We start from the raw sequence: 18,929 nt of genomic DNA on the forward strand, positions 1-18,929 counted from the left end.
GGGCCGGGTACGGGGTGGATCGGATCGCCGCGTGAGGCAGGGATCAGATCTTGCTCCAGGCCTCCGTCAGGACCTGCCGCACGATGCCCTCGATCTCGTCGAACGTCGACTGGTCGGAGATCAGCGGCGGCGACAGCTGGATGACCGGGTCACCGCGGTCGTCGGCGCGGCAGTACAGGCCGTACTCGAAGAGCTTCTTGGAGACGAAGCCGTAGAGCACGCGCTCCGACTCCTCGTCCGTGAAGGACTCCTTGGTGGCCTTGTCCTTGACCAGCTCGATGCCGTAGAAGAAGCCGTTGCCGCGGACGTCGCCGACGATCGGCAGGTCGTGCAGCTTCTGCAGGGTCGTCAGGAACGCGGACTCGTTGTCGAGCACGTGCTGGTTGAGGCCCTCGCGCTCGAACAGGTCGAGGTTGGCGAGGCCGACGGCGGCGGAGACCGGGTGGCCGCCGAAGGTGTAGCCGTGCAGGAAGGTGTTGTCGCCCTTGTAGAACGGCTCGGCGATGCGGTCCGAGACGATCGCGGCGCCGATCGGGGAGTAGCCCGAGGTCATGCCCTTGGCGCAGGTGATGATGTCGGGGACGTAGCCGAACTTGTCGCAGGCGAACATCGTGCCGAGGCGGCCGAAGGCGCAGATGACCTCGTCCGAGACGAGCAGCACGTCGTACTGGTCGCAGATCTCGCGGACCCGCTGGAAGTACCCGGGCGGCGGCGGGAAGCAGCCGCCCGCGTTCTGCACCGGCTCCAGGAAGACGGCGGCGACGGTCTCGGGGCCCTCGAAGAGGATCTCCTGCTCGATCTGGTCGGCGGCCCAGCGGCCGAAGGCCTCGGGGTCGTCGCCGTGGATCGGGGCGCGGTAGATGTTGGTGTTCGGGACCTTGTGGGCGCCCGGGACCAGCGGCTCGAAGGGGGCCTTCAGGGCGGGCAGGCCGGTGATGGACAGGGCGCCCTGCGGGGTGCCGTGGTAGGCGACCGCGCGCGAGATGACCTTGTACTTCGTGTGGTTGCCGGTGAGCTTGTGGTACTGCTTCGCCAGCTTCCAGGCGGTCTCGACGGCCTCGCCGCCGCCGGTGGTGAAGAAGACCTTGTTCAGGTCGCCGGGGGCGTGGTGGGCGAGGCGCTCCGCCAGCTCGACGGCCTTGGGGTGGGCGTACGACCAGATGGGGAAGAAGGCGAGGTCGGCGGCCTGCTTGGCGGCGACCTCGGCCAGCTCGCGGCGGCCGTGTCCTGCCTGGACCACGAACAGGCCGGCGAGGCCGTCGAGGTACTTCTTGCCCTTGTCGTCGTAGATGTAGGTCCCTTCGCCACGCACGATGGTGGGAACGGGCGCGTTCTCGTACGACGACATGCGGGTGAAGTGCATCCACAGGTGGTCGTAGGCGGTCCGGCTGAGGTCCTTGGTGCTCACGGCTATCGGGTTCCCCACATGTAGGTCTGCTTCTTGAGCTTGAGGTAGACGAAGCTCTCGGTGGAGCGCACGCCGGGGAGCGCGCGGATCCGCTTGTTGATGACTTCGAGCAGGTGGTCGTCGTCCTCGCAGACGATCTCGACCAGGAGGTCGTGCGAGCCCGCGGTCATCACCACGTACTCCGCCTCCGGCATGGCGGCCAGGGCGTCCGCGACCGGGTCCACGTCACCCTCGACGTCGATCCCGACCATCGCCTGCCGCCGGAAGCCCACGGTGAGCGGGTCCGTCACGGCCACGATCTGCATCACACCCTGGTCGAGCAACTTCTGCACCCGCTGGCGCACGGCCGCCTCGGAGAGGCCGACGGCCTTGCCGATGGCGGCGTACGGACGGCGGCCGTCCTCCTGGAGCTGCTCGATGATCGCCAGGGAGACGGCGTCGATCGACGGGCCGCTGCCGCCGCGGGAGCTGCTGGGGTCTGCGCTTCGACTTGCCACGACTTCACTCTGCACGACGTCTCGTCTGTTCCGCAAGCCCGAAGCGATGAAATTCGTTGTTCGACAACTCCAGAGGCACGGATTTCGCAGATATGGGCGGCTGGGTATGTTGAAAGCGTCGGTACAACGACTAGGGTGGGTGTCTCATCCACTGGACAGGAGGGCTTGGCAGTGACCACCGAGCTGCGCCGTCTGCGCAACTACATCAACGGCGAATTCCGGGACGCGGCCGACGGGCGGACCACCGAGGTGATCAACCCGGCGACCGGTGAGGCGTACGCGGTGGCCCCGCTGTCGGGCCAGGCCGACGTCGACGCCGCCATGAAGGCCGCCGCCGACGCGTTCCCGGCCTGGCGCGACCTGGTGCCCGCCGAGCGCCAGAAGGCCCTGCTGAAGATCGCCGACGCGTTCGAGGAGCGCGCCGAGGAGCTGATCGCGGCCGAGGTGGAGAACACGGGCAAGCCGATCGGACTCACGCGGTCCGAGGAGATCCCGCCCATGGTCGACCAGATCCGCTTCTTCGCGGGCGCGGCCCGGATGCTCGAAGGGCGCGCCGCCGGCGAGTACATGGAGGGCCTGACCTCCATCATCCGCCGCGAGCCCATCGGCGTCTGCGCGCAGGTCGCGCCGTGGAACTACCCCATGATGATGGGCGTGTGGAAGTTCGCCCCGGCGCTCGCCGCGGGCAACACGGTCGTCCTCAAGCCGTCCGACACGACCCCCGCGTCGACGGTCCTGATGGCCGAGATCATCGGCTCGATCGTGCCGCCCGGCGTCTTCAACGTCATCTGCGGCGACCGTGACACGGGCCGTGCGATGGTCGAGCACCGGACCCCCGCCATGGCCTCCATCACCGGCTCCGTGCGCGCCGGCATGCAGGTCGCCGAGTCCGCCTCCAAGGACCTCAAGCGGGTCCACCTGGAGCTCGGCGGCAAGGCGCCCGTGGTCGTCTTCGAGGACACCGACATCGCCAAGGCCGTCGAGGACATCTCGGTCGCGGGCTTCTTCAACGCGGGCCAGGACTGTACGGCCGCGACCCGCGTGCTCGTCCACGAGTCCATCCACGACGAGTTCGTGACCGCCCTCGCCAAGGCCGCCGCCGACACCAAGACCGGCCGGCCGGACGACGAGGACGTGCTCTACGGCCCGCTCAACAACGCCAACCAGCTGAAGCAGGTCACCGGCTTCATCGAGCGGCTTCCCGCGCACGCCAAGGTCGAGGCGGGCGGCCAGCGGGTCGGCGAGAAGGGCTACTTCTTCGCGCCGACCGTGGTCTCCGGCCTCAAGCAGGACGACGAGATCATCCAGAACGAGGTCTTCGGCCCCGTCATCACCGTCCAGTCCTTCACGGACGAGGCCCAGGCCGTCGAATACGCGAACGGCGTCGACTACGCCCTCGCCTCCTCGGTGTGGACCAAGGACCACGCCCGCGCGATGCGCCTGTCCAAGGCCCTCGACTTCGGCTGCGTGTGGATCAACACCCACATCCCGCTGGTCGCGGAGATGCCGCACGGCGGCTTCAAGAAGTCCGGCTACGGCAAGGACCTCTCGGCGTACGGCTTCGACGACTACACGCGCATCAAGCACGTGATGACGTCCATCGAGGGTTAATTCGGGTGCCTTCGGGAGCCGCCCCCGCGTACCGTTGCGTACGCGGGGGCGGCTCCCGTCGTGTGCTTCCTTCTCCCTTTCTTCTGCGAAAAGATCCGTAGCGCACACACTCTCCGCCCCCGCTTCTGCTTGTACTACGGGGGTGTGACCTGATGACGACGACCGACGACCTCGCCGCGCTGCTGCTGCGCCGACGGCAGAGTGTGTACGTGCCCTCCGGCGCCGGACGGTCCGCGGTGACCGAGGCCGCCGTGGTCGTCCTCGAAGCCGAACTCGCCGACCGCGGGCACGTGTTGACCGCACCGCTGCGCCGCGCGCTCACCGATCTTCCCGCCGGTGAACTCGCCGCGACCGGCATGCGGCTGCTCGCGGACGTCGACGCCCTGCTGGGCTCCGACCGCCGTCACGTCCCGCTGTTCGCGCGGTTCCCCGAGGAGATCCCCTACCAGCACGCGTACGACCGCTACACCAGCGTCGTCGTCGCCCACCTCGCCGCCCAGCCGCACCAGCCCTGCATGAACTGCGCGGGCACCAAGGCGCGGGTGCGCGCGCTCGCGCCCTGCGCGCACCTGGTGTGCGACGACTGCCACGGCGTGGCCTGGGACTGGGGCTGCTGCGACGACTGCTGCGTCTGGTACGCCTGCCCGATCTGCGAGAAGCGCTACGAGACGGACGGGCCCACCGACCCCTGGATCGACACCGGGGACACCCCCTCGGGCGACGGCGGCGACATCCTGCGCGCCCTGCGCCTGGGCGCGCCCGGCGACGAGGCGGCGGAGCTCGCCGCGCTGCTCGCCCGCCGGACTCCGCTGAACCCGCAGGACCACGACGACCTGGTGCTGCTGCTCGCGCGGGCCCACACGGCCGGGGTCCGCACGGCCGGGGTCCACGCGGACGGCGGGGCGAGCGGTGGCCTCGGCTGGCTGCCGGACGAGATACCCCTGCGCGAGAGCAAGGCCCTCGCCCTCGCGCCGCTCCTGGACGACCCGGCCACGCGGCCGCTCGTCGCCCGGTACGCGAACACGGCCACGGATGTGCTGCGGCTGCTCGTCGTGCGGTCCGGGGGCGACCCCGACCTGCTCGAACTGCCGCGCCTGCGGCGGGTGTCGCGGCCGGTGCGGCGGGAACTCCTCGGGCTGCTCTGCACGTTCGACCTGGGACACCTCTGTGAGGACTTCGCCCGGTACCCCGGTGCCTGGAAGCGCGTCGGCGAGATCCTGCACCCCTTCGAGGGGGGCGCGCGGCACCTCCGTGCCGCGCTCGCTTTCGCCGTCCTGCGCGGCACCCGGCTCGACGACCCCGCGCTCACCGAGGTGCTGCTCGCCGAGGCCGCCCGGCACGACGACATCCGTCTGGACGGGGATCGGCTCCGCCACGTCGGCTGGCAGGGGCGCGTCGAGGCCGCGCTCGGTCGTTGGGACACCACGGCCGCGACCGCTCTGCTGCGGGCACGGCCCGGTGAGCTGCTGCGGCGGCTCGACGTATTGCTTGCCCGCTCGGGTGAGGAGGTGCTGCCCGAGGTGGTCGGGGAGGCGCTGGGACATGCTCTGCCGCGGGTGGGGGTGGGGCCGTTGCTCGGGGCGTACGGGCGGATGAAGGTCCGTGCGGAGCCCGGGGGGCGGCGTGTGTTCTTTCCGCGCGGGCGCGTGACCAAGGGGTACGCCGTCGAGGATCACCGGCCGCCGTTGCCCTCGCGGGTGGCGGCGCGGGCCGCGGAGCTCATCGAGGGGGAGGCTGTGCGGCGGCTTGCGGCGGGGGTCGGCCCTGCCGGGGGTTCTCACACGCCGGACGGGCTGAAGACGGCGCCGTACGACATCGCCGTGCTCGACGCCTCCCTCGGCGATCTGCCCGTGCCCTTCGCCGAGCGTGCCTCCGCCGTGTCGCTCGTCTCCGTGCCGCGCGGCAGCTCGCTGCCCATGCCCGCCGCCGGTGAGCGGGTGCGGCTGTTCCTGCACTGGCAGCAGCCCAAGGGGGTGCGGGTCGACCTCGATCTGTCCGTGGCGATGTTCGACGACGCCTGGCGGTTCGTCGGGCTGTGCGACTACACGCAGCTGGAGTACGCGGGTGGTGCCGCGGTGCACTCGGGGGACCTGACGTCGGCGCCCGCGCCGCACGGCGCCACCGAGTACCTGGACCTGGACCTGCCGCGGCTCACCAAGGCCGGGGTGCGGTTCGTCGTGCCCGCCGTCCTGTCGTACAACAACGTGCCCTTCGACGAACTCCCGGACGCCTTCGCCGGGTTCATGGCCGTCGACCCGGCACGGCACGAGCGCGTCCGCTACGACCCGCGCACCGTCCGGCAGCGGTTCGACCTCGCGGGCGAGGCGGCGCTGCGCGTCCCGATGATCGTCGACCTGCGCTCGCGCCGGGCCTGGTGGGCCGACCTCACGCTGGCCACGGGCGACGGCAACCACAGCGTCTGGCGGCACCGCGCGGCGCTCGCCCGCGCCGGGCACGACCTGGTCGACACCTTCGAGGCCGGGGGCCGGGCCACGCTGTGGGACCTGGCCTGCTGGACGGCGGCGGCCCGCACCGACGGCGACGTCCTGGTGCGCGGACGCGGCCACGTCCTGTGGGGCTACCGCCGGGAGGAGGACGAGCCGCGCGCCGACTTCGCGGTGCGCGTCCGGGACGCGTGGGAGCCCGATGTGCTCTGCGCGGAGCCGGAGTTGGCGGACCGTCACGCGCTGGTCGCCCTCGTGCACGGCGACCTCGCCGGGGCGGAGCGCGCGGCGTCCGGCACGGCGTACCGGCTCTTCCCCGGGCCGCTCGACGAGGCGCCCCTGACCCGGGTGACGGCGTCGGACCTGGCGGGGTGGCTCGCCCCGGGCCGCTGACGGACCTCGCGCGGCCCGACAGCCTGTCGGGCCGCGCCGCCCCCGCCCCGACGCACCGTCCATTGCCCGGCCCCCGCTCGCCCGTGCATGCTGCCGAGGTGCGAGCGAACCCGAAAGCCTCCGTAGCCTCCGTGTCCCGCCGGTCCCTGCTGCGCGCCCTGGGCGGCGGTGCGACCGCCGCCGGGGTGGCCGCGCTCGCCACCGGCTGCGGGGTCCCGGCCGCGTACATCGCGCCCGACGAGCGCGGCGCCGCCGACCGCTCGCGCACGGACCGGAAGGTGACCTTCGCGAACTGGCCGCTCTACATCGACACCGACGACAAGGACAAGGCGAAGCGGCCCACGCTGGAGGCCTTCGAGAAGCGCACCGGGATCGACGTGCGCTACACGGAGGAGATCAACGACAACGACGAGTTCTTCGGCAAGATCAGCCCGTCCCTGATGAACCACCAGGAGACCGGCCGCGACCTCATCGTCATCAGCGACTGGATGTGCGCCCGCTTCGTGCGCCTCGGCTGGGTGCAGGAGATGGACCGCACCCGGCAGCCCCACGTCACCAAGTACCTCGACCCGCTGCTGCGCTCGCCCAGCTTCGACCGGGGCCGCAAGTTCACGGTGCCGTGGCAGTCGGGGATCACCGGCATCGCGTACAACAAGAAGCGGCTCGGCCGGGAGATCCGGCACGTGTCCGACCTGTGGGCGGGCGACCTCAAGGGGCGGGTCACGCTGCTCTCCGGTCTCGACGAGGCGTTCGCGCTGCTCATGCAGGGGGACGGCGTCGACGTCACGCGGTGGACGGCGGACGACTTCCACCGCATGTGCGACCGGGTCGAGAAGCTCGTCGACAGCCACCACATCCGCCGCTTCACCGGCAACGACTACATCAAGGACCTGTCCAGCGGCGACGTCCTGGCCTGCCAGGCCTACAGCGGCGACGTCATCCAGCTCCGCGCCGACGACCCGGACATCGAGTTCGTCGTCCCCGAGGAGGGCGCGGAGCTGTGGGCCGAGTCCCTGATGGTCCCCAACCTCGCCCGCCACAAGGCCAACGCGGAGCGGCTGATCGACCACTACTACCAGCCCGAGGTCGCCGCCGAGCTGGCCGCCTGGGTCAACTACGTCTGCCCCGTGCCCGCGGCCCGCGACGTCCTCGCCTCGTCCAAGGACAAGGAACTCGCGGCGCTCGCCGACGACCCGCTGATCTTCCCGGACGACGGCATGCGCAAGCGGCTCGCCATCGCGCGGGACATCACCTCGGGGGAGCGCACCGAGTTCGCGAAGAGGTGGAACTCACTGGCGGGGCTGTAGGACGGACCCGTCCTCCGGGCTCACCCGAGCGAGTTCCTGCCGCAGCTGCCGTGCGCGGTGCCGAGGACCCGCGAAGCCTGCTTGCCGTCGAGGTCCAGTTCCCGCCTGGTCTTCTTGACCTGGTCGACGAGGGCCTGCCCATGCGCGGCGCAGAGCGCGCTGCCGTGGGCGACGAGCACGTCGTCGTCGATGCGGTCCAGATCCGGGTAGTGCTCCCGGATCGTCTTGAGGTAGAACGCGGCCGACACCTCCGTCAGCTCGCGCGCTCCGTCGGGGGACGCCGACGGGCTCCCGGGCGGGGCGGCCGATGAGGACGTGGCAGCCGTGGCAGACGTGGCGGTCGGTGTCGCCGAGGCCTTCGCCTCACGGTCACCGGACGAGCCGCATGCCGTGGCGCCGAAAGCGGCGAGCGTGAGGCAGACGGCGAGCAGGGGCAGGCGCTTGTGCATGAATCTCCTGGTACAGAGGTGAACCGAGGGATTCTCCCCCATACCCGGCAACGGGCCCTGCACCGGCCTCCGCTTCGGCCCCCGCCTCGGCCCCCGCCCCGGCCTCCACCTCGTCCGAAGCCCCGCATGACGCGGATCAGCGCGCCGGAGCAGCCACCACGTCCCACGCCGCCATCGCCCGGTCCACCGTCTTGTCCAGGTCGGCGCGGGTCGCCCCGTCACGGGCCTGGACCGACATGCCCTGGATGACCGTGGTGTAGAAGGCGGCCATGGCCCCGGTGTCCGTGCCCGCGGGGAGTTCGCCCTCCCGGACGCCCCGGTCCAGGCGGCGGGCCACCATCTCCGCGCCCGCCTTCCGCCAGCCCGACAGGTGCTCCCACACGGGGGCGTTCGCCGCCGAGCAGTTGGTGGCGGCGAGGACGATCATGCAGCCGCTGGGGCTGCTCCCGTCGGCGTACGCGCGCGCGTTCTCACGCAGCACGGACTCCACCGCCGCCCGGGCCGAGGGGAGTTCGTCCATCTGGGCCATGGCGGAGCCCTCGGTGTCGTTGTACAGCGAGACCGCCTCCCGGAACAGCGCCTCCTTGGAGCCGAAGGCGGCGTACAGGCTGGGCGACGCGATGCCCATGGCGGAGGTGAGGTCCGTCATCGACGTGGCCTCGTACCCCTGGGTCCAGAACACCTCCATGGCCCGGCGCAGGGCCGTCTCCCGGTCGAACGCCCGGGGCCGTCCGCGTCCCGCCACGGCTACCGCCTCCCTCGTCCCGATGCCCGAAGCATTTCTGTGTCGACTGACAAATATAGGCCTTGACGTGCTGGTGCGCCCGTGTGAAAGTTTTCTGTGTCGATCGGCACAGAAATGGGGCCGAGGTCGGCACACCGATACGTACAAGATCGAGAGTTGGGGTCGGGGATGACTGAGCTGCTGGGCAAGGCCGCGCTGGTGACGGGCGGCAGCCGGGGGATCGGGGCGGCGATCGTGCGGCGGCTCGCGCGGGACGGGGCCGATGTGGCGTTCACCTATGTGAGCGCGGCCGGGAAGGCGAAGGCCGAGGCCGTCGTCGCCGACGTGGCGGCGGCGGGGCGGCGGTCCTTCGCCATCCAGGCCGACGCGGCGGACGCGGACGCGGTCCGGGAGGCCGTGGAGCGGGCGGCGCGGGAGCTGGGCCGCCTGGACATCCTGGTCAACAACGCGGGCGTGTACCCGTACGGGCCGTTCGAGGACGTCGCCCTGGAGGAGCTCGACCGCACCCTCGCGATCCACGCCCGCGCGGCCTTCGTCGCCGGGCAGGCCGCCGTCGCGCACCTGCCGCGGGGCGGGCGCATCGTGAGCATCGGCAGCAACCTCGTGCACCGGGCGCCGTTCGGCGGCATCGTCCTGTACTCCATGAGCAAGTCCGCCCTCAGCGGCTTCACCAAGGCCCTCGCCCGTGAACTCGGCCCCCGCGGCATCACGGTCAACGCCGTGCACCCCGGCTCGACGGACACCGACATGAACCCGGCCGACGGCGACAGCTCCGACTTCCAGCGCGGCATGTCCGCCCTCGGCCACTACTCGAACGCCGACGACATCGCCGCGACGGTCGCCCACCTGGTGGGTCCCGGCGGGCGCACCGTCACGGGCGCGGAGTTCACGGTGGACGGCGGGACGAACGCGTAGACCGGGCGGGGGTCAGCCGCGGGGGGACCCGATCGCCGCCTTGATGATGCGCTGGGCGACGGGGTTCATGTCCTGGCCCTTGGCGTCGGTGGAGTTGACCGAGTAGACGAGGACGGTGTCCAGGTTCCGGGTGGCGGCGACGATCGAGTTGTAGCCGTGCCGCCCCCCGGTCTTCAGCCAGACGACCCGCCCGTCGGGCGCCTCGAATCGCATCAGGCCCGCGCTCATCGTGGCGCCCTCGATGTCCTTCGGCACCGTGAACATCTCCTCCAGCTGCGGCTTCGGCACGATCCTGCCGCGGAACAGCGCGACGGTCAGCCGCTCCAGGTCGGCCGTCGTGGAGATCATGTCGCCGCCCGCCATCCGGTCCCGCTGGTTCCACTCGGTGACGTCGACGAGGCGCGTCCCGCCGCCGGGCTCCTGCACGGCCTGGTAGCCGCGGTTGTGCGGGCCGTGGATGCGCGGGTCCGTACCGGGGAAGGAGGAGTGCCGCATGCCGGCGCGCTTGAGGACGCGCCGGGTGGCCTCCTGCTCGTACGAGTGCCCCGTCACCTTCTCGATGAGCAGCCCGAGCAGCGTGTAGTTGACGCCCAGGTACTCCTGCTCGACCCCCGGGTCGTGCGCGGGCCCCTTCGCGATCGACGTGACGGCGACCTCCTGCGGGGTGAGCGTCTCGAAGCGGTTCGCGTACAGCTCCTCGAAGGTCTTGCCGAGCGAGCGCCCCGGCTGCAATCCGCTGCTGTGGTTCAGGAGTTGGCGTACGGAGATGGGCTTGCGGAAGGCGTCGGCGTTCGCGGCGAACAGGTCGGGCAGATAGCGCTGCACCGGCGCGTTCAGGTCGACTCTGCCCTCGGCGGCGAGCTGCAGCACCACGGCCGCCGTCACCACCTTCGTGGTGGACCCGGCCCGGAACCGCCCCTCAGGGTTCGCGTCCCGCCCCGACGTCAGATCCCTGACCCCCGAACTCCCGTGCCACGACGTCTTCTTCCCCCGCACCCGCACCAGCGCGGCCGTCGCGTCGGCATCGGGAAGACCGTCGATGGCCGCACGCAACGCCTCGCCGTCGGGCTCCGACCGACTGTCCGCGGCCACGGCGGCGGGCGTCCCCGCACCACCGCTCGCGAGGGCGGGCGCCGCGGCCGCCGTGAGGCCGAGAACGACGGCGGTGGCGACCGTGGCGGAGAGACCGGCACGTACACGCATGAGCTGCTCCAGGTGAGATGAGTGACTGTGGGGTCCCTCTCATCCTGCGCGGCGGGCGGGTGCGGGCGGATCGTCACTGGGGAGGGGTGGGGACCCTGAGGTGGTTCCGGGGCAACTGGTGTGTGTCTAGGGGTAGTTGTAGGGGTGTTCCCCTCGGGGGGCCTCGGCTCGGTCCTGGGCCGCCAGGACCTCGTCGCCGTGTTCGTGGGCCCATGCGCCGAACGCCTCGATCGGGGCGATGAGGGTGCGGCCGAGGTCGGTCAGGGCGTACTCGACGCGGGGTGGGGACTCGGCGTAGGCGTTGCGGGTGAGGAGGCCGTTGTGCTCCAGGCGGCGGAGGGTCTCCGTGAGGATCTTGGGGCTGATGCCGCCGATGCGGTCGCGCAGTTCGCGCGGGCGCAGGGGGCCGTGTCGCAGGGCCCAGAGGGGCACCGCGTTCCAGGTGTTGGCGAGCAGGTCGAAGGCGAGGCGGGCGCGGCAGTCGGCGAGGAGGTCGGTGGGTTCGTGGGGTGCGGTCCGGGGTGGGTCGTGGGGCGTCACGCTTCGCATGGTGCCCGAGGGGGCGTGTGGCGGTGAAGGCGGGCCGAGACTTACCGATCGGTGCCCGAGCGGCTTTCTAGTGTCGTTCTCGTACTGCCGGTCCGCGGGCCGGTGCAGGGGATGGACGAGGGAGAGCGACGCGTATGCGGATAGGGATTCTCGGGGCCGGGAACATGGCTGACGCGCTGGGGGCGCAGTGGGTCCGGGCCGGGCACGACGTGTTCGTCGGCGGGCGTGACGAGGGGCGGGCGGCCGCGCTCGCGGGGCGGATCGGTGCGGTGGGGCACGGCTCGCTGCGGGCGGCCGTCGAGTTCGGGGACGGCGCCGTACTGCACGCACTGCCGTACGCGGTCGGGGCCGACGTCGCCGCCGGGCTCGCCGACCCCCTGCGCGGCCGGGTCCTGATCGACTGCTCCAACCCCGTGGGCGAGGGCTTCGCGCTGCTCACGCGGGGCGCGGAGTCCGCCGCCGAACGGCTGGCCGCAGCCGCGCCCGGGGCCCGCGTGGTCAAGGCGTTCAACCTGTGCCACGACAGCGTGTGGCGGCTCGCGCCGCCCGTGTTCGACGGGCGGCGCCTCGCGGTGCCGGTGTGCGGTGACGACGAGGGCGCGCTCGGCGTCGTACGCGCACTCGTGCGGGACATCGGCTGCGTGCCCTACGAAGCGGGCGGCCTCGGCCGTGCCGGGCTCGTGGAGGCCACAGCCGCGCTCCTGATCGGCCTCTGGGTCGGCGAGGGTGTGGACGCGCAGGCCGTCGTGCCGCCGGTCGGCCTGGTGGCGGGGGAGCCGGGCTAGGCGGCCCGTCCTTGTGGGGCGGCGCTACGGTTTGCGGCCCACCGCGCCGAGCTGCGGCACCGGCTCGGCCTCCGGGAACCGCCAGCGCGCGCACGATTCGACGCCCGGTTCGAGCAGGTCGAGGCCCTCCATGAACGACAGGAACTCCGCGCGGGTGCGGCCCGTGATCGGCGGCGTCGCGTGGGCGTTCCAGAAGTCCATGGCCGGCTGGTTGTCGGCGCCGCCGACGTCGGCGTCGAGCGTGGGGTGGGTCAGGACCAGGTAACTGCCGGACGGCACCGCGTCCATGAGGGTCCGTACGATGCCGCGGGCCACGTCCGTGTCGGGGACGAAGTTGAGGATGCCGAGCAGCATCACGGCCACCGGCTGCCCGAGATCGAGGGTCTCGGCGGCGGCCCGCAGGATGCGCTCCGTGTCCCGGGCGTCCGCGTCGACGTACGCGGTCGCGCCCTCGGGGGAGCTGGTGAGCAGGGCGCCCGCGTGCGTCAGGACGATCGGGTCGTTGTCCACGTACACGATGCGGGCGTCGGGGGCGAGGCGCTGCGCGACCTCGTGGGTGTTGTCGCCCGTGGGCAGGCCCGTGCCGATGTCAAGGAGCTGGCGGATGCCCCGCTCGCCCACCAGGTGCGCGACCGCGCGGCCGAGGAACGCCCGGTCCGCGCGGGCCACTTCGCCGATGCCGGGGAACATCTCGACGACCTGCTCGCCCACCGCGCGGTCCACCGGGTAGTTGTCCTTGCCGCCCAGCCAGTAGTTCCAGACGCGGGCGTTGTGCGCCATGTCGGTGCGGATGCGGCCGACGCCGTCCGGGTTCTGCGCGTCCGGTAAGTTCGCTGCGTGCTCTGCGCTCACTCGTGAGGTTCCTTCCCCGTCTGCTGCCGATGCCGCCGGGGCCCTCGGGACAGCTCGGCGGCGAGTGCGTCCACGCGGTTGGTGGTGATCGAGTCCACTCCGTGGGAGATGAGCTTACGCATGGACCGCCGGGTGTCGGGAGTCCACGCGGAGACCAGCAGGCCACTCGCGTGCACCCGGTCGACCAGATCCGAACTCACCAGGCCGAAGCGGTAGTTGAGCCAGCGCGGGGCGATCGCGGCGAGCACGGCGGGCCGGGGCGGGGCGAGCGACTTCCAGGTGAGGGCGATCTCCGCGGCCGGGTCCGCGGCCCGCACGGCGAGCATCGCGTCGGGGCCCGCGCAGTAGTACGCCCGCTCCGCGGCACCGCAGTCGCCGATGACGCCGACGACGGCGCGCGCCGACTCGCGGGTCGCGCCGGGCAGGTCGACGAGGACGCGGTGGCCGTCCGTCTCCTTCAGGGCCTCTTCGAGGGTGGGCACGCCGCCGTCGGTCAGCCCGCGCACCTCGTCGGCGGACAGCGCGGACAGCGGCCGGTCGTGGCCCCAGAGCCGGGCGAGGCCCGCGTCGTGCAGCAGGACGGGGACGCCGTCGCGGGTCAGACGGACGTCGATCTCCACGGCGTCCGCGCCGCGTTCGAGCGCGGCGCGCAGGGAGGGGAGGGTGTTCTCGCGGACGCGGTAGGGGTCGCCCCGGTGGGCGACGGCAGTCACGGTGCGCATGGCACCCATTGTGGCGGGGGACGGGCCCCGGGGCTTGCCGGCCCGGGGCCCGTCCGCGTCGCGCGCGGGGGTGCGTCAGGAGGACTGCGAGTCTCCGTGCGTCAGGGGGACTGCTCTCCGTGAGCCAGGAGGACTGAGCGTCCCCGTGCGTCAGGACGGCTCAGCGTCTCCGTGCGTCAGGACGCCAGCCAGTTCTCCGTGTACGCGTCGATCTCGGCGGTGATCCTGTCCTTGCCCGCCCGGTCCAGGAACGACGCCTCGACGCCGTTCTTCGCGAGGTCGGCGATGCCGCGCTCGTCGAGGCCGAGGAGGCGGGCGGCGACCGCGTACTCGTTGTTGAGGTCCGTTCCGAACATCGGCGGGTCGTCGGAGTTGATGGTGACGATCACGCCCGCGTCCACGAACTGCTTGAGCGGGTGCTCGTCGAGGGTGGTGACGGCGCGCGTGGCGATGTTCGAGGTCGGGCAGACCTCCAGCGGGATGCGGTGCTCGGCGAGGTGCGCGAGGAGCTTCGGGTCCTTGGCAGAGCTGGTGCCGTGGCCGATGCGCTCGGCGCGCAGGTGCGTGAGCGCGTCCCAGACGGTCTCCGGGCCCGTGGTCTCGCCCGCGTGCGGCACCGAGTGCAGGCCGGCGGCGATGGCACGGTCGAAGTACGGCTTGAACTGCGGGCGCGGTACGCCGATCTCGGGGCCGCCGAGGCCGAAGGAGACCAGGCCCTCGGGGCGGATGCCGTCGGTGGTGGCGAGCCGCGCGGTCTCCTCCGCCGACTCCAGGCCCGCCTCGCCCGGGATGTCGAAGCACCAGCGCAGGACGACGCCGAGGTCGGCCTCCGCGGTCTTGCGGGCGTCCTCGATGGCGGCCATGAAGGCGCGCTCCTCGATGCCGCGGCGGGTGGAGGAGAAGGGGGTGATGGTCAGCTCGGCGTACCGCACGTTCTGCCGGGACAGCTCGCGGGCCACCTCGAAGGTGAGGAGGTGGACGTCGTCGGGGGTGCGGATCAGGTCGACGACGGACAGGTACACCTGGATGAAGTGGGCGAAGTCCGTGAACGTGAAGTAGTCCGCGAGGGCCTCGATGTCGGTCGGCACCTTGGAGTCGGGGTGCCGGGCGGCGAGGGCGGAGACGATCCGGGGGGAGGCGGAGCCGACGTGGTGGACGTGGAGTTCGGCCTTGGGCAGTCCGGCGATGAACGTGTGCGTCTGCGCCTGGGCGGCGGGGTTGTGCTGGTCGGTCATGGGTTCCTCCCCGGGAACACGGTGTGATCGGCTGATCGGATGACCCCCGCGGGGGTCGGGGATCATCGTAGGACGCGGGTCCTGGCCGGAATGGGGCGGCCGCCGGGGCTGAGTCCCTGGTACGGCAGGGCGGCCACCGGGGCTGAGTCCCTGGTACGGCAGGGCGGCCGCCGCGGCCGAGCCCCCGGCGCGACAGGTCAGCCACCGCTCCCCGCCCGGCACGGAGCCGCTACCGCAGCCGCTCCCGCGCCTCCATCAGCGCGAACCCCAGGAGATTCAGCCCCCGCCACCCCGCCGGATCCCCGATCCGCGGATCGTCGGCGGCGAGGCCGACGCCCCACACCCGGTCCACCGGGCTCGCCTCGACCAGGACCCGCTCCCCGGTCCCCACGAGATACGCCCGCAGCGCCTCGTCCGACGAGAACTTCCGCACCGACCCCTCGACGACGATCTCGAAGCGCTCCCGCTCCCAGACCTGGTCGTCGAACCCCCGCACGAGGCGCCCGGCCCGCTTGGCCTCGGCGGGCGTGCGCGCCGTGAGCGCCGCCCGCTCGGCGTCGGCGTCGCCGAAGAGGCGGGCCTTCGCGGCCATCATCCAGTGCTCCGCGGTCGCGTACTCCACGCCGTCCGCCGTGAACGGCGAGGGCCACCACTGGCTGAAACAGCCGGCCCCGAGCGTCCCGTCGCGGCGCGGGGCGTGCCCCCAGAAGTACAGGTACTTGACCCTCGCCTCCACCGTGTCCTCCCCCGAGAGATCCCTCATGCACGCCACTCTGGCAGGCACCACTGACACTCCGTCCCACAATTTCCAAGCCGACTCGACACCTGGTCGACAGATTCCGTCGCGTAACCAAAAGGCAACAACGGAATCACTTGCTGGACCATCGACCCCCTGTCAGGATCGGCACTCAAATCGATCTGGAACTACGCCGACCCTCTCGGGACGGGGCGGCCGGCGGAGGAGAGCGTCATGCACACATTCCAGGCGCGGGACCGGTTCGCGGACGGCGCCCAGTACATCGCGGGACGCCTCACCCAGGGCACGTCGGGCCGCACCCACGCGGTGGTCGATCCGGCCACGGGCGACGAGGTCCTGAGCTATGAGCTCGCGGGCGCCAAGGACGTGGACGACGCCGTCGCGGCCGCCGCGGACGCGTACACCGGCTGGTCGGCCGCGAGCCCCGGCGAGCGCTCCGACGCCATGCACCGCTTCGCTGCCGAGCTGTCCGCCCGGGCCGAGGACCTCGCGCAGGCCGAGTCCCTCCAGTGCGGCAAGCCGATCAAGCTGAGCCGCGAGTTCGACGTACCGGGCACGATCGACAACACCGCCTTCTTCGCGGGCGCCGCCCGCCACCTGGCGGGCCAGTCGGCGGGGGAGTACGACGGCGGCGACCACACCTCGTACGTCCGCAGGGAGCCGATCGGTGTCGTCGGCTCCATCGCGCCCTGGAACTACCCGCTCCAGATGGCCGCCTGGAAGGTCCTCCCGGCCATCGCGGCGGGCAACACCATCGTCCTGAAGCCGTCCGAGCTGACGCCGTTCACCTCGCTGATGTTCGCGCAGGCCGCCACCGCCGCCGGGATCCCCGACGGTGTCGTCAACATCGTCACGGGGGCCGGCAAGGAGGCCGGTGAGCACCTCGTCGGGCACCCCGACGTCGTCATGACGTCCTTCACCGGGTCCACCGGCGTCGGCAAGCGCGTCGCGGAGGTCGCCACCGCCACCGTCAAGCGGCTCCACCTGGAGCTCGGCGGCAAGGCGCCCTTCGTCGTGTTCGACGACGCCGACCTGGAGGCCGCCGTGCACGGCGCCGTCGCGGGCGCCCTCATCAACAGCGGCCAGGACTGCACGGCCGCCACGCGCGCGTACGTACAGCGGCCCCTCTACGACGCCTTCGTCGCGGGCGTCGCCGACCTGATGGCGACCGTGCGGCTCGGCGACCCCTTCGACCCGGCCACCGACCTCGGCCCGCTCATCTCGCACACGCACCGCGACCGCGTCGCCGGCTTCGTCGACCGGGCCCGCTCCTACGCGCGCGTGGTGACGGGAGGCGAGGCCCTCGACCACCCGGGCGCGTACTACAAGCCCACCCTCATCGCCGACGCCGCGCAGGACAGCGAGGCGGTGCAGGCGGAGATCTTCGGCCCGGTGCTCGTCGTGCTGCCCTTCGACTCCGACGCCGACGGCATCCGCCTCGCCAACGACACCCCCTACGGCCTCGCCGCCTCCGCCTGGACGCGGGACGTCTTCCGCGCGGGCCGCGCAACGCGCGAGATCAAGGCGGGCTGCGTGTGGGTCAACGACCACATCCCGATCCTCAGCGAGATGCCGCACGGCGGGTACAAGGCGTCCGGCTACGGCAAGGACATGTCCGCCTACTCATTCGAGGAGTACACGCAGATCAAGCACGTCATGTTCGACAACACCGCGGTGGCACGGAAGGACTGGCACCGCACGATCTTCGGGGACCGCTAGCCGCACGCGGGGACGGGCGCCGCGCGACCGGGCGGCGCCCGCCCGCCCACCTCCCGAAAGGGCGACAAGCGCATGGAGCACTACGAGCCCGACAGTCTGTCCCCGGCCCAGCTCGCCGCCGCACAGCGCGCCCTGCGCGGCGGCCCCGCGGTCGGCCGCCGTTCGGTGCTGCGCGCCTCCGCCGGCGGCCTGCTCGCCGCGGGCGGGCTCGGCGCCCTGAGCGGGTGCGGCATCCCCGCGGCCGGCAAGGGCGAGGGCGGCATCGCCGCGGACGACCGCTCGGAGAAGGACAAGCGCGTCAACTTCTCCAACTGGACCGAGTACATGGACGTCGACAAGGACGAGCGGCGCCCCACCCTCGACGCGTTCACGAAACGCACCGGCATCCGGGTCAAGTACACCGAGGACATCAACGACAACAACGAGTTCTTCGGGAAGATCAAGCCGCAGCTCGCCGCCGGGCAGGACACCGGGCGCGACCTGATCTGCGTCACGGACTGGCTCGCCGCCCGCCTCATCCGCTTCGGCTGGGTGCAGAAACTCGACCCGGCCCAGCTGCCGCACGCCTACGCCAACCTGTCCGCCCAGTTCCGCTCACCCGACTGGGACCCCGGGCGCGCCTACTCGTACCCCTGGACCGGCATCTCCACCGTCATCGCGTACAACAAGAAGGCGACCGACGGCGAGAAGATCACCTCGGTGTCGCAGCTGATGGACGAGCCCAAGCTCAAGGGGCGCGTGGGCTTCCTGTCCGAGATGCGCGACTCCATGGGGATGGTGCTTCTCGACCTCGGCAAGGACCCCGCGAAGTTCACCGACGACGACTTCGACGCGGCCGTGGCGCGCCTGCAGAAAGCCGTCGACAGGAAGCAGATCCGCCGCTTCACCGGCAACGACTACACCTCCGACCTCGACAAGGGCGACCTCGCCGCGTGCGTGGCCTGGGCCGGGGACGTCGTCCAGCTCAAGCTCTCCAACCCCGACATCGAGTTCGCCATCCCGGACAGCGGCTACCTGACCTCGACGGACAACCTCCTGGTCCCCAACAAGGCGCGCCACAAGCGCAACGCCGAGCGGCTCATCGACTACTACTACGAGCCGGGGCCCGCGGCCCGCCTCGCCGCCTACATCAACTACGTGTGCCCCGTGGACGGCGTCCGCGACGAGCTCGCGAAGATCGACCCCAAGGCCGCGGCGAACCCGCTGATCATCCCCGACAAGGCCATGGCCGCGAAGTCGCACGCCTTCCGGTCCCTCACGCCCAAGGAAGAGGCCGCGTACGAGGGGAAGTTCGCCAAGCTCACCGGTTCTTGACGCAACCCTCCTCGACCTCCTCTG

Annotated in this window: 17 protein-coding genes; 7 read left to right on the plus strand and 10 right to left on the minus strand. The window is 71.8% G+C overall.

The genetic code is table 11. From position 1 onward, the window contains the following. Positions 1 to 43: 43 nt before the first annotated feature. Entirely contained in the window at positions 44 to 1,426 is a 1,383-nt protein-coding gene (locus AB6L24_RS33845) for an aspartate aminotransferase family protein (protein ID WP_405661747.1), read from the minus strand. Next, complete coding sequence (locus AB6L24_RS33850; protein WP_405661750.1) at positions 1,411 to 1,920, minus strand: Lrp/AsnC family transcriptional regulator; 510 nt, start codon at positions 1,918 to 1,920, stop codon at positions 1,411 to 1,413. Before AB6L24_RS33850 ends, AB6L24_RS33845 begins: the two co-directional genes overlap by 16 nt. 156 nt (positions 1,921 to 2,076) lie before the next feature. Between AB6L24_RS33850 and AB6L24_RS33855 the strand changes: the two genes are divergently transcribed. The 3 genes from AB6L24_RS33855 to AB6L24_RS33865 all read left to right on the plus strand — a co-directional run bounded on the left by AB6L24_RS33855 (position 2,077) and on the right by AB6L24_RS33865 (position 7,660). Beyond that, positions 2,077 to 3,516: a gamma-aminobutyraldehyde dehydrogenase gene (locus AB6L24_RS33855; protein ID WP_405663521.1), complete on the plus strand. Its 1,440-nt coding sequence runs from the start codon at positions 2,077 to 2,079 to the stop codon at positions 3,514 to 3,516. Positions 3,517 to 3,668: 152 nt separating this feature from the next. Beyond that, positions 3,669 to 6,353 carry an MXAN_6230/SCO0854 family RING domain-containing protein gene (locus AB6L24_RS33860; protein ID WP_405661753.1) on the plus strand — a complete coding sequence of 895 codons (2,685 nt, stop codon included), beginning with the start codon at positions 3,669 to 3,671 and terminating at the stop codon, positions 6,351 to 6,353. Positions 6,354 to 6,484: 131 nt separating this feature from the next. Next, entirely contained in the window at positions 6,485 to 7,660 is a 1,176-nt protein-coding gene (locus tag AB6L24_RS33865) for a spermidine/putrescine ABC transporter substrate-binding protein (protein WP_405661755.1), read from the plus strand. A 20-nt stretch (positions 7,661 to 7,680) separates the two neighbouring features. Here AB6L24_RS33865 and AB6L24_RS33870 read toward each other — a convergent pair whose 3' ends face one another. Then, positions 7,681 to 8,109, minus strand: coding sequence for a hypothetical protein (locus AB6L24_RS33870; protein WP_405661757.1), 429 nt, complete (start codon positions 8,107 to 8,109; stop codon positions 7,681 to 7,683). A 136-nt stretch (positions 8,110 to 8,245) separates the two neighbouring features. After that, entirely contained in the window at positions 8,246 to 8,854 is a 609-nt protein-coding gene (locus AB6L24_RS33875) for a TetR/AcrR family transcriptional regulator (protein WP_405661759.1), read from the minus strand. A 168-nt stretch (positions 8,855 to 9,022) separates the two neighbouring features. Between AB6L24_RS33875 and AB6L24_RS33880 the strand changes: the two genes are divergently transcribed. After that, positions 9,023 to 9,769, plus strand: a complete 747-nt coding sequence (locus AB6L24_RS33880) for an SDR family NAD(P)-dependent oxidoreductase (protein WP_405661761.1) — start codon at positions 9,023 to 9,025, stop codon at positions 9,767 to 9,769. Between the two features lie 12 nt (positions 9,770 to 9,781). Here AB6L24_RS33880 and AB6L24_RS33885 read toward each other — a convergent pair whose 3' ends face one another. After that, entirely contained in the window at positions 9,782 to 10,972 is a 1,191-nt protein-coding gene (locus AB6L24_RS33885) for a serine hydrolase domain-containing protein (RefSeq protein ID WP_405661763.1), read from the minus strand. 126 nt (positions 10,973 to 11,098) lie between these two features. Beyond that, the gene (locus tag AB6L24_RS33890; protein WP_405661765.1) at positions 11,099 to 11,512 is read right to left on the minus strand and encodes a winged helix-turn-helix transcriptional regulator; all 414 of its coding nucleotides are present in this window, start codon (positions 11,510 to 11,512) and stop codon (positions 11,099 to 11,101) included. A 143-nt stretch (positions 11,513 to 11,655) separates the two neighbouring features. Here AB6L24_RS33890 and AB6L24_RS33895 point away from each other — a divergent pair, with 143 nt between their 5' ends. Next, entirely contained in the window at positions 11,656 to 12,306 is a 651-nt protein-coding gene (locus tag AB6L24_RS33895; protein ID WP_405661768.1) for an NADPH-dependent F420 reductase, read from the plus strand. A gap of 24 nt (positions 12,307 to 12,330) precedes the next feature. On the opposite strand, the gene AB6L24_RS33900 is transcribed toward AB6L24_RS33895, so the two are convergent. From AB6L24_RS33900 to AB6L24_RS33915, 4 genes are all read right to left on the minus strand, one after another. After that, positions 12,331 to 13,158 carry an SAM-dependent methyltransferase gene (locus AB6L24_RS33900; protein ID WP_405661771.1) on the minus strand — a complete coding sequence of 276 codons (828 nt, stop codon included), beginning with the start codon at positions 13,156 to 13,158 and terminating at the stop codon, positions 12,331 to 12,333. Beyond that, positions 13,155 to 13,880, minus strand: coding sequence for a glycerophosphodiester phosphodiesterase (locus AB6L24_RS33905; protein WP_405661774.1), 726 nt, complete (start codon positions 13,878 to 13,880; stop codon positions 13,155 to 13,157). The genes AB6L24_RS33900 and AB6L24_RS33905 overlap by 4 nt, the downstream gene beginning before the upstream one ends. A 176-nt stretch (positions 13,881 to 14,056) precedes the next feature. Next, positions 14,057 to 15,181, minus strand: a complete 1,125-nt coding sequence (locus AB6L24_RS33910) for an adenosine deaminase (protein ID WP_405661777.1) — start codon at positions 15,179 to 15,181, stop codon at positions 14,057 to 14,059. Positions 15,182 to 15,344: 163 nt separating this feature from the next. After that, complete coding sequence (locus AB6L24_RS33915; protein ID WP_405661778.1) at positions 15,345 to 15,878, minus strand: NADAR family protein; 534 nt, start codon at positions 15,876 to 15,878, stop codon at positions 15,345 to 15,347. Positions 15,879 to 16,085: 207 nt separating this feature from the next. On the opposite strand from AB6L24_RS33915, the gene AB6L24_RS33920 reads away from it, so the two are divergent. After that, positions 16,086 to 17,591: a gamma-aminobutyraldehyde dehydrogenase gene (locus AB6L24_RS33920; RefSeq protein WP_380846996.1), complete on the plus strand. Its 1,506-nt coding sequence runs from the start codon at positions 16,086 to 16,088 to the stop codon at positions 17,589 to 17,591. 72 nt (positions 17,592 to 17,663) lie between these two features. After that, positions 17,664 to 18,905 (plus strand): spermidine/putrescine ABC transporter substrate-binding protein, encoded by a 1,242-nt coding sequence (locus AB6L24_RS33925; protein WP_405661780.1) that lies wholly within the window; start codon positions 17,664 to 17,666, stop codon positions 18,903 to 18,905. The last annotated feature ends 24 nt before the right edge of the window (positions 18,906 to 18,929 follow it).

This window comes from Streptomyces sp. RK9 (assembly GCF_045070545.1).
Taxonomy (GTDB): Bacteria; Actinomycetota; Actinomycetes; order Streptomycetales; family Streptomycetaceae; genus Streptomyces; species Streptomyces alboflavus.

Excerpts from the sequence above, each read along its gene's own strand:
- AB6L24_RS33860 (WP_405661753.1), top strand. The coding sequence starts at position 3,669 with ATGACGACGACCGACGACCTCGCCGCGCTGCTGCTGCGCCGACGGCAG.
- AB6L24_RS33870 (WP_405661757.1), bottom strand. The coding sequence starts at position 8,109 with ATGCACAAGCGCCTGCCCCTGCTCGCCGTCTGCCTCACGCTCGCCGCT.
- AB6L24_RS33880 (WP_405661761.1), top strand. The coding sequence starts at position 9,023 with ATGACTGAGCTGCTGGGCAAGGCCGCGCTGGTGACGGGCGGCAGCCGG.
- AB6L24_RS33885 (WP_405661763.1), bottom strand. The coding sequence starts at position 10,972 with ATGCGTGTACGTGCCGGTCTCTCCGCCACGGTCGCCACCGCCGTCGTT.
- AB6L24_RS33895 (WP_405661768.1), top strand. The coding sequence starts at position 11,656 with ATGCGGATAGGGATTCTCGGGGCCGGGAACATGGCTGACGCGCTGGGG.
- AB6L24_RS33905 (WP_405661774.1), bottom strand. The coding sequence starts at position 13,880 with ATGCGCACCGTGACTGCCGTCGCCCACCGGGGCGACCCCTACCGCGTC.
- AB6L24_RS33910 (WP_405661777.1), bottom strand. The coding sequence starts at position 15,181 with ATGATCCCCGACCCCCGCGGGGGTCATCCGATCAGCCGATCACACCGT.
- AB6L24_RS33915 (WP_405661778.1), bottom strand. The coding sequence starts at position 15,878 with ATGAGGGATCTCTCGGGGGAGGACACGGTGGAGGCGAGGGTCAAGTAC.
- AB6L24_RS33920 (WP_380846996.1), top strand. The coding sequence starts at position 16,086 with ATGCACACATTCCAGGCGCGGGACCGGTTCGCGGACGGCGCCCAGTAC.
- AB6L24_RS33925 (WP_405661780.1), top strand. The coding sequence starts at position 17,664 with ATGGAGCACTACGAGCCCGACAGTCTGTCCCCGGCCCAGCTCGCCGCC.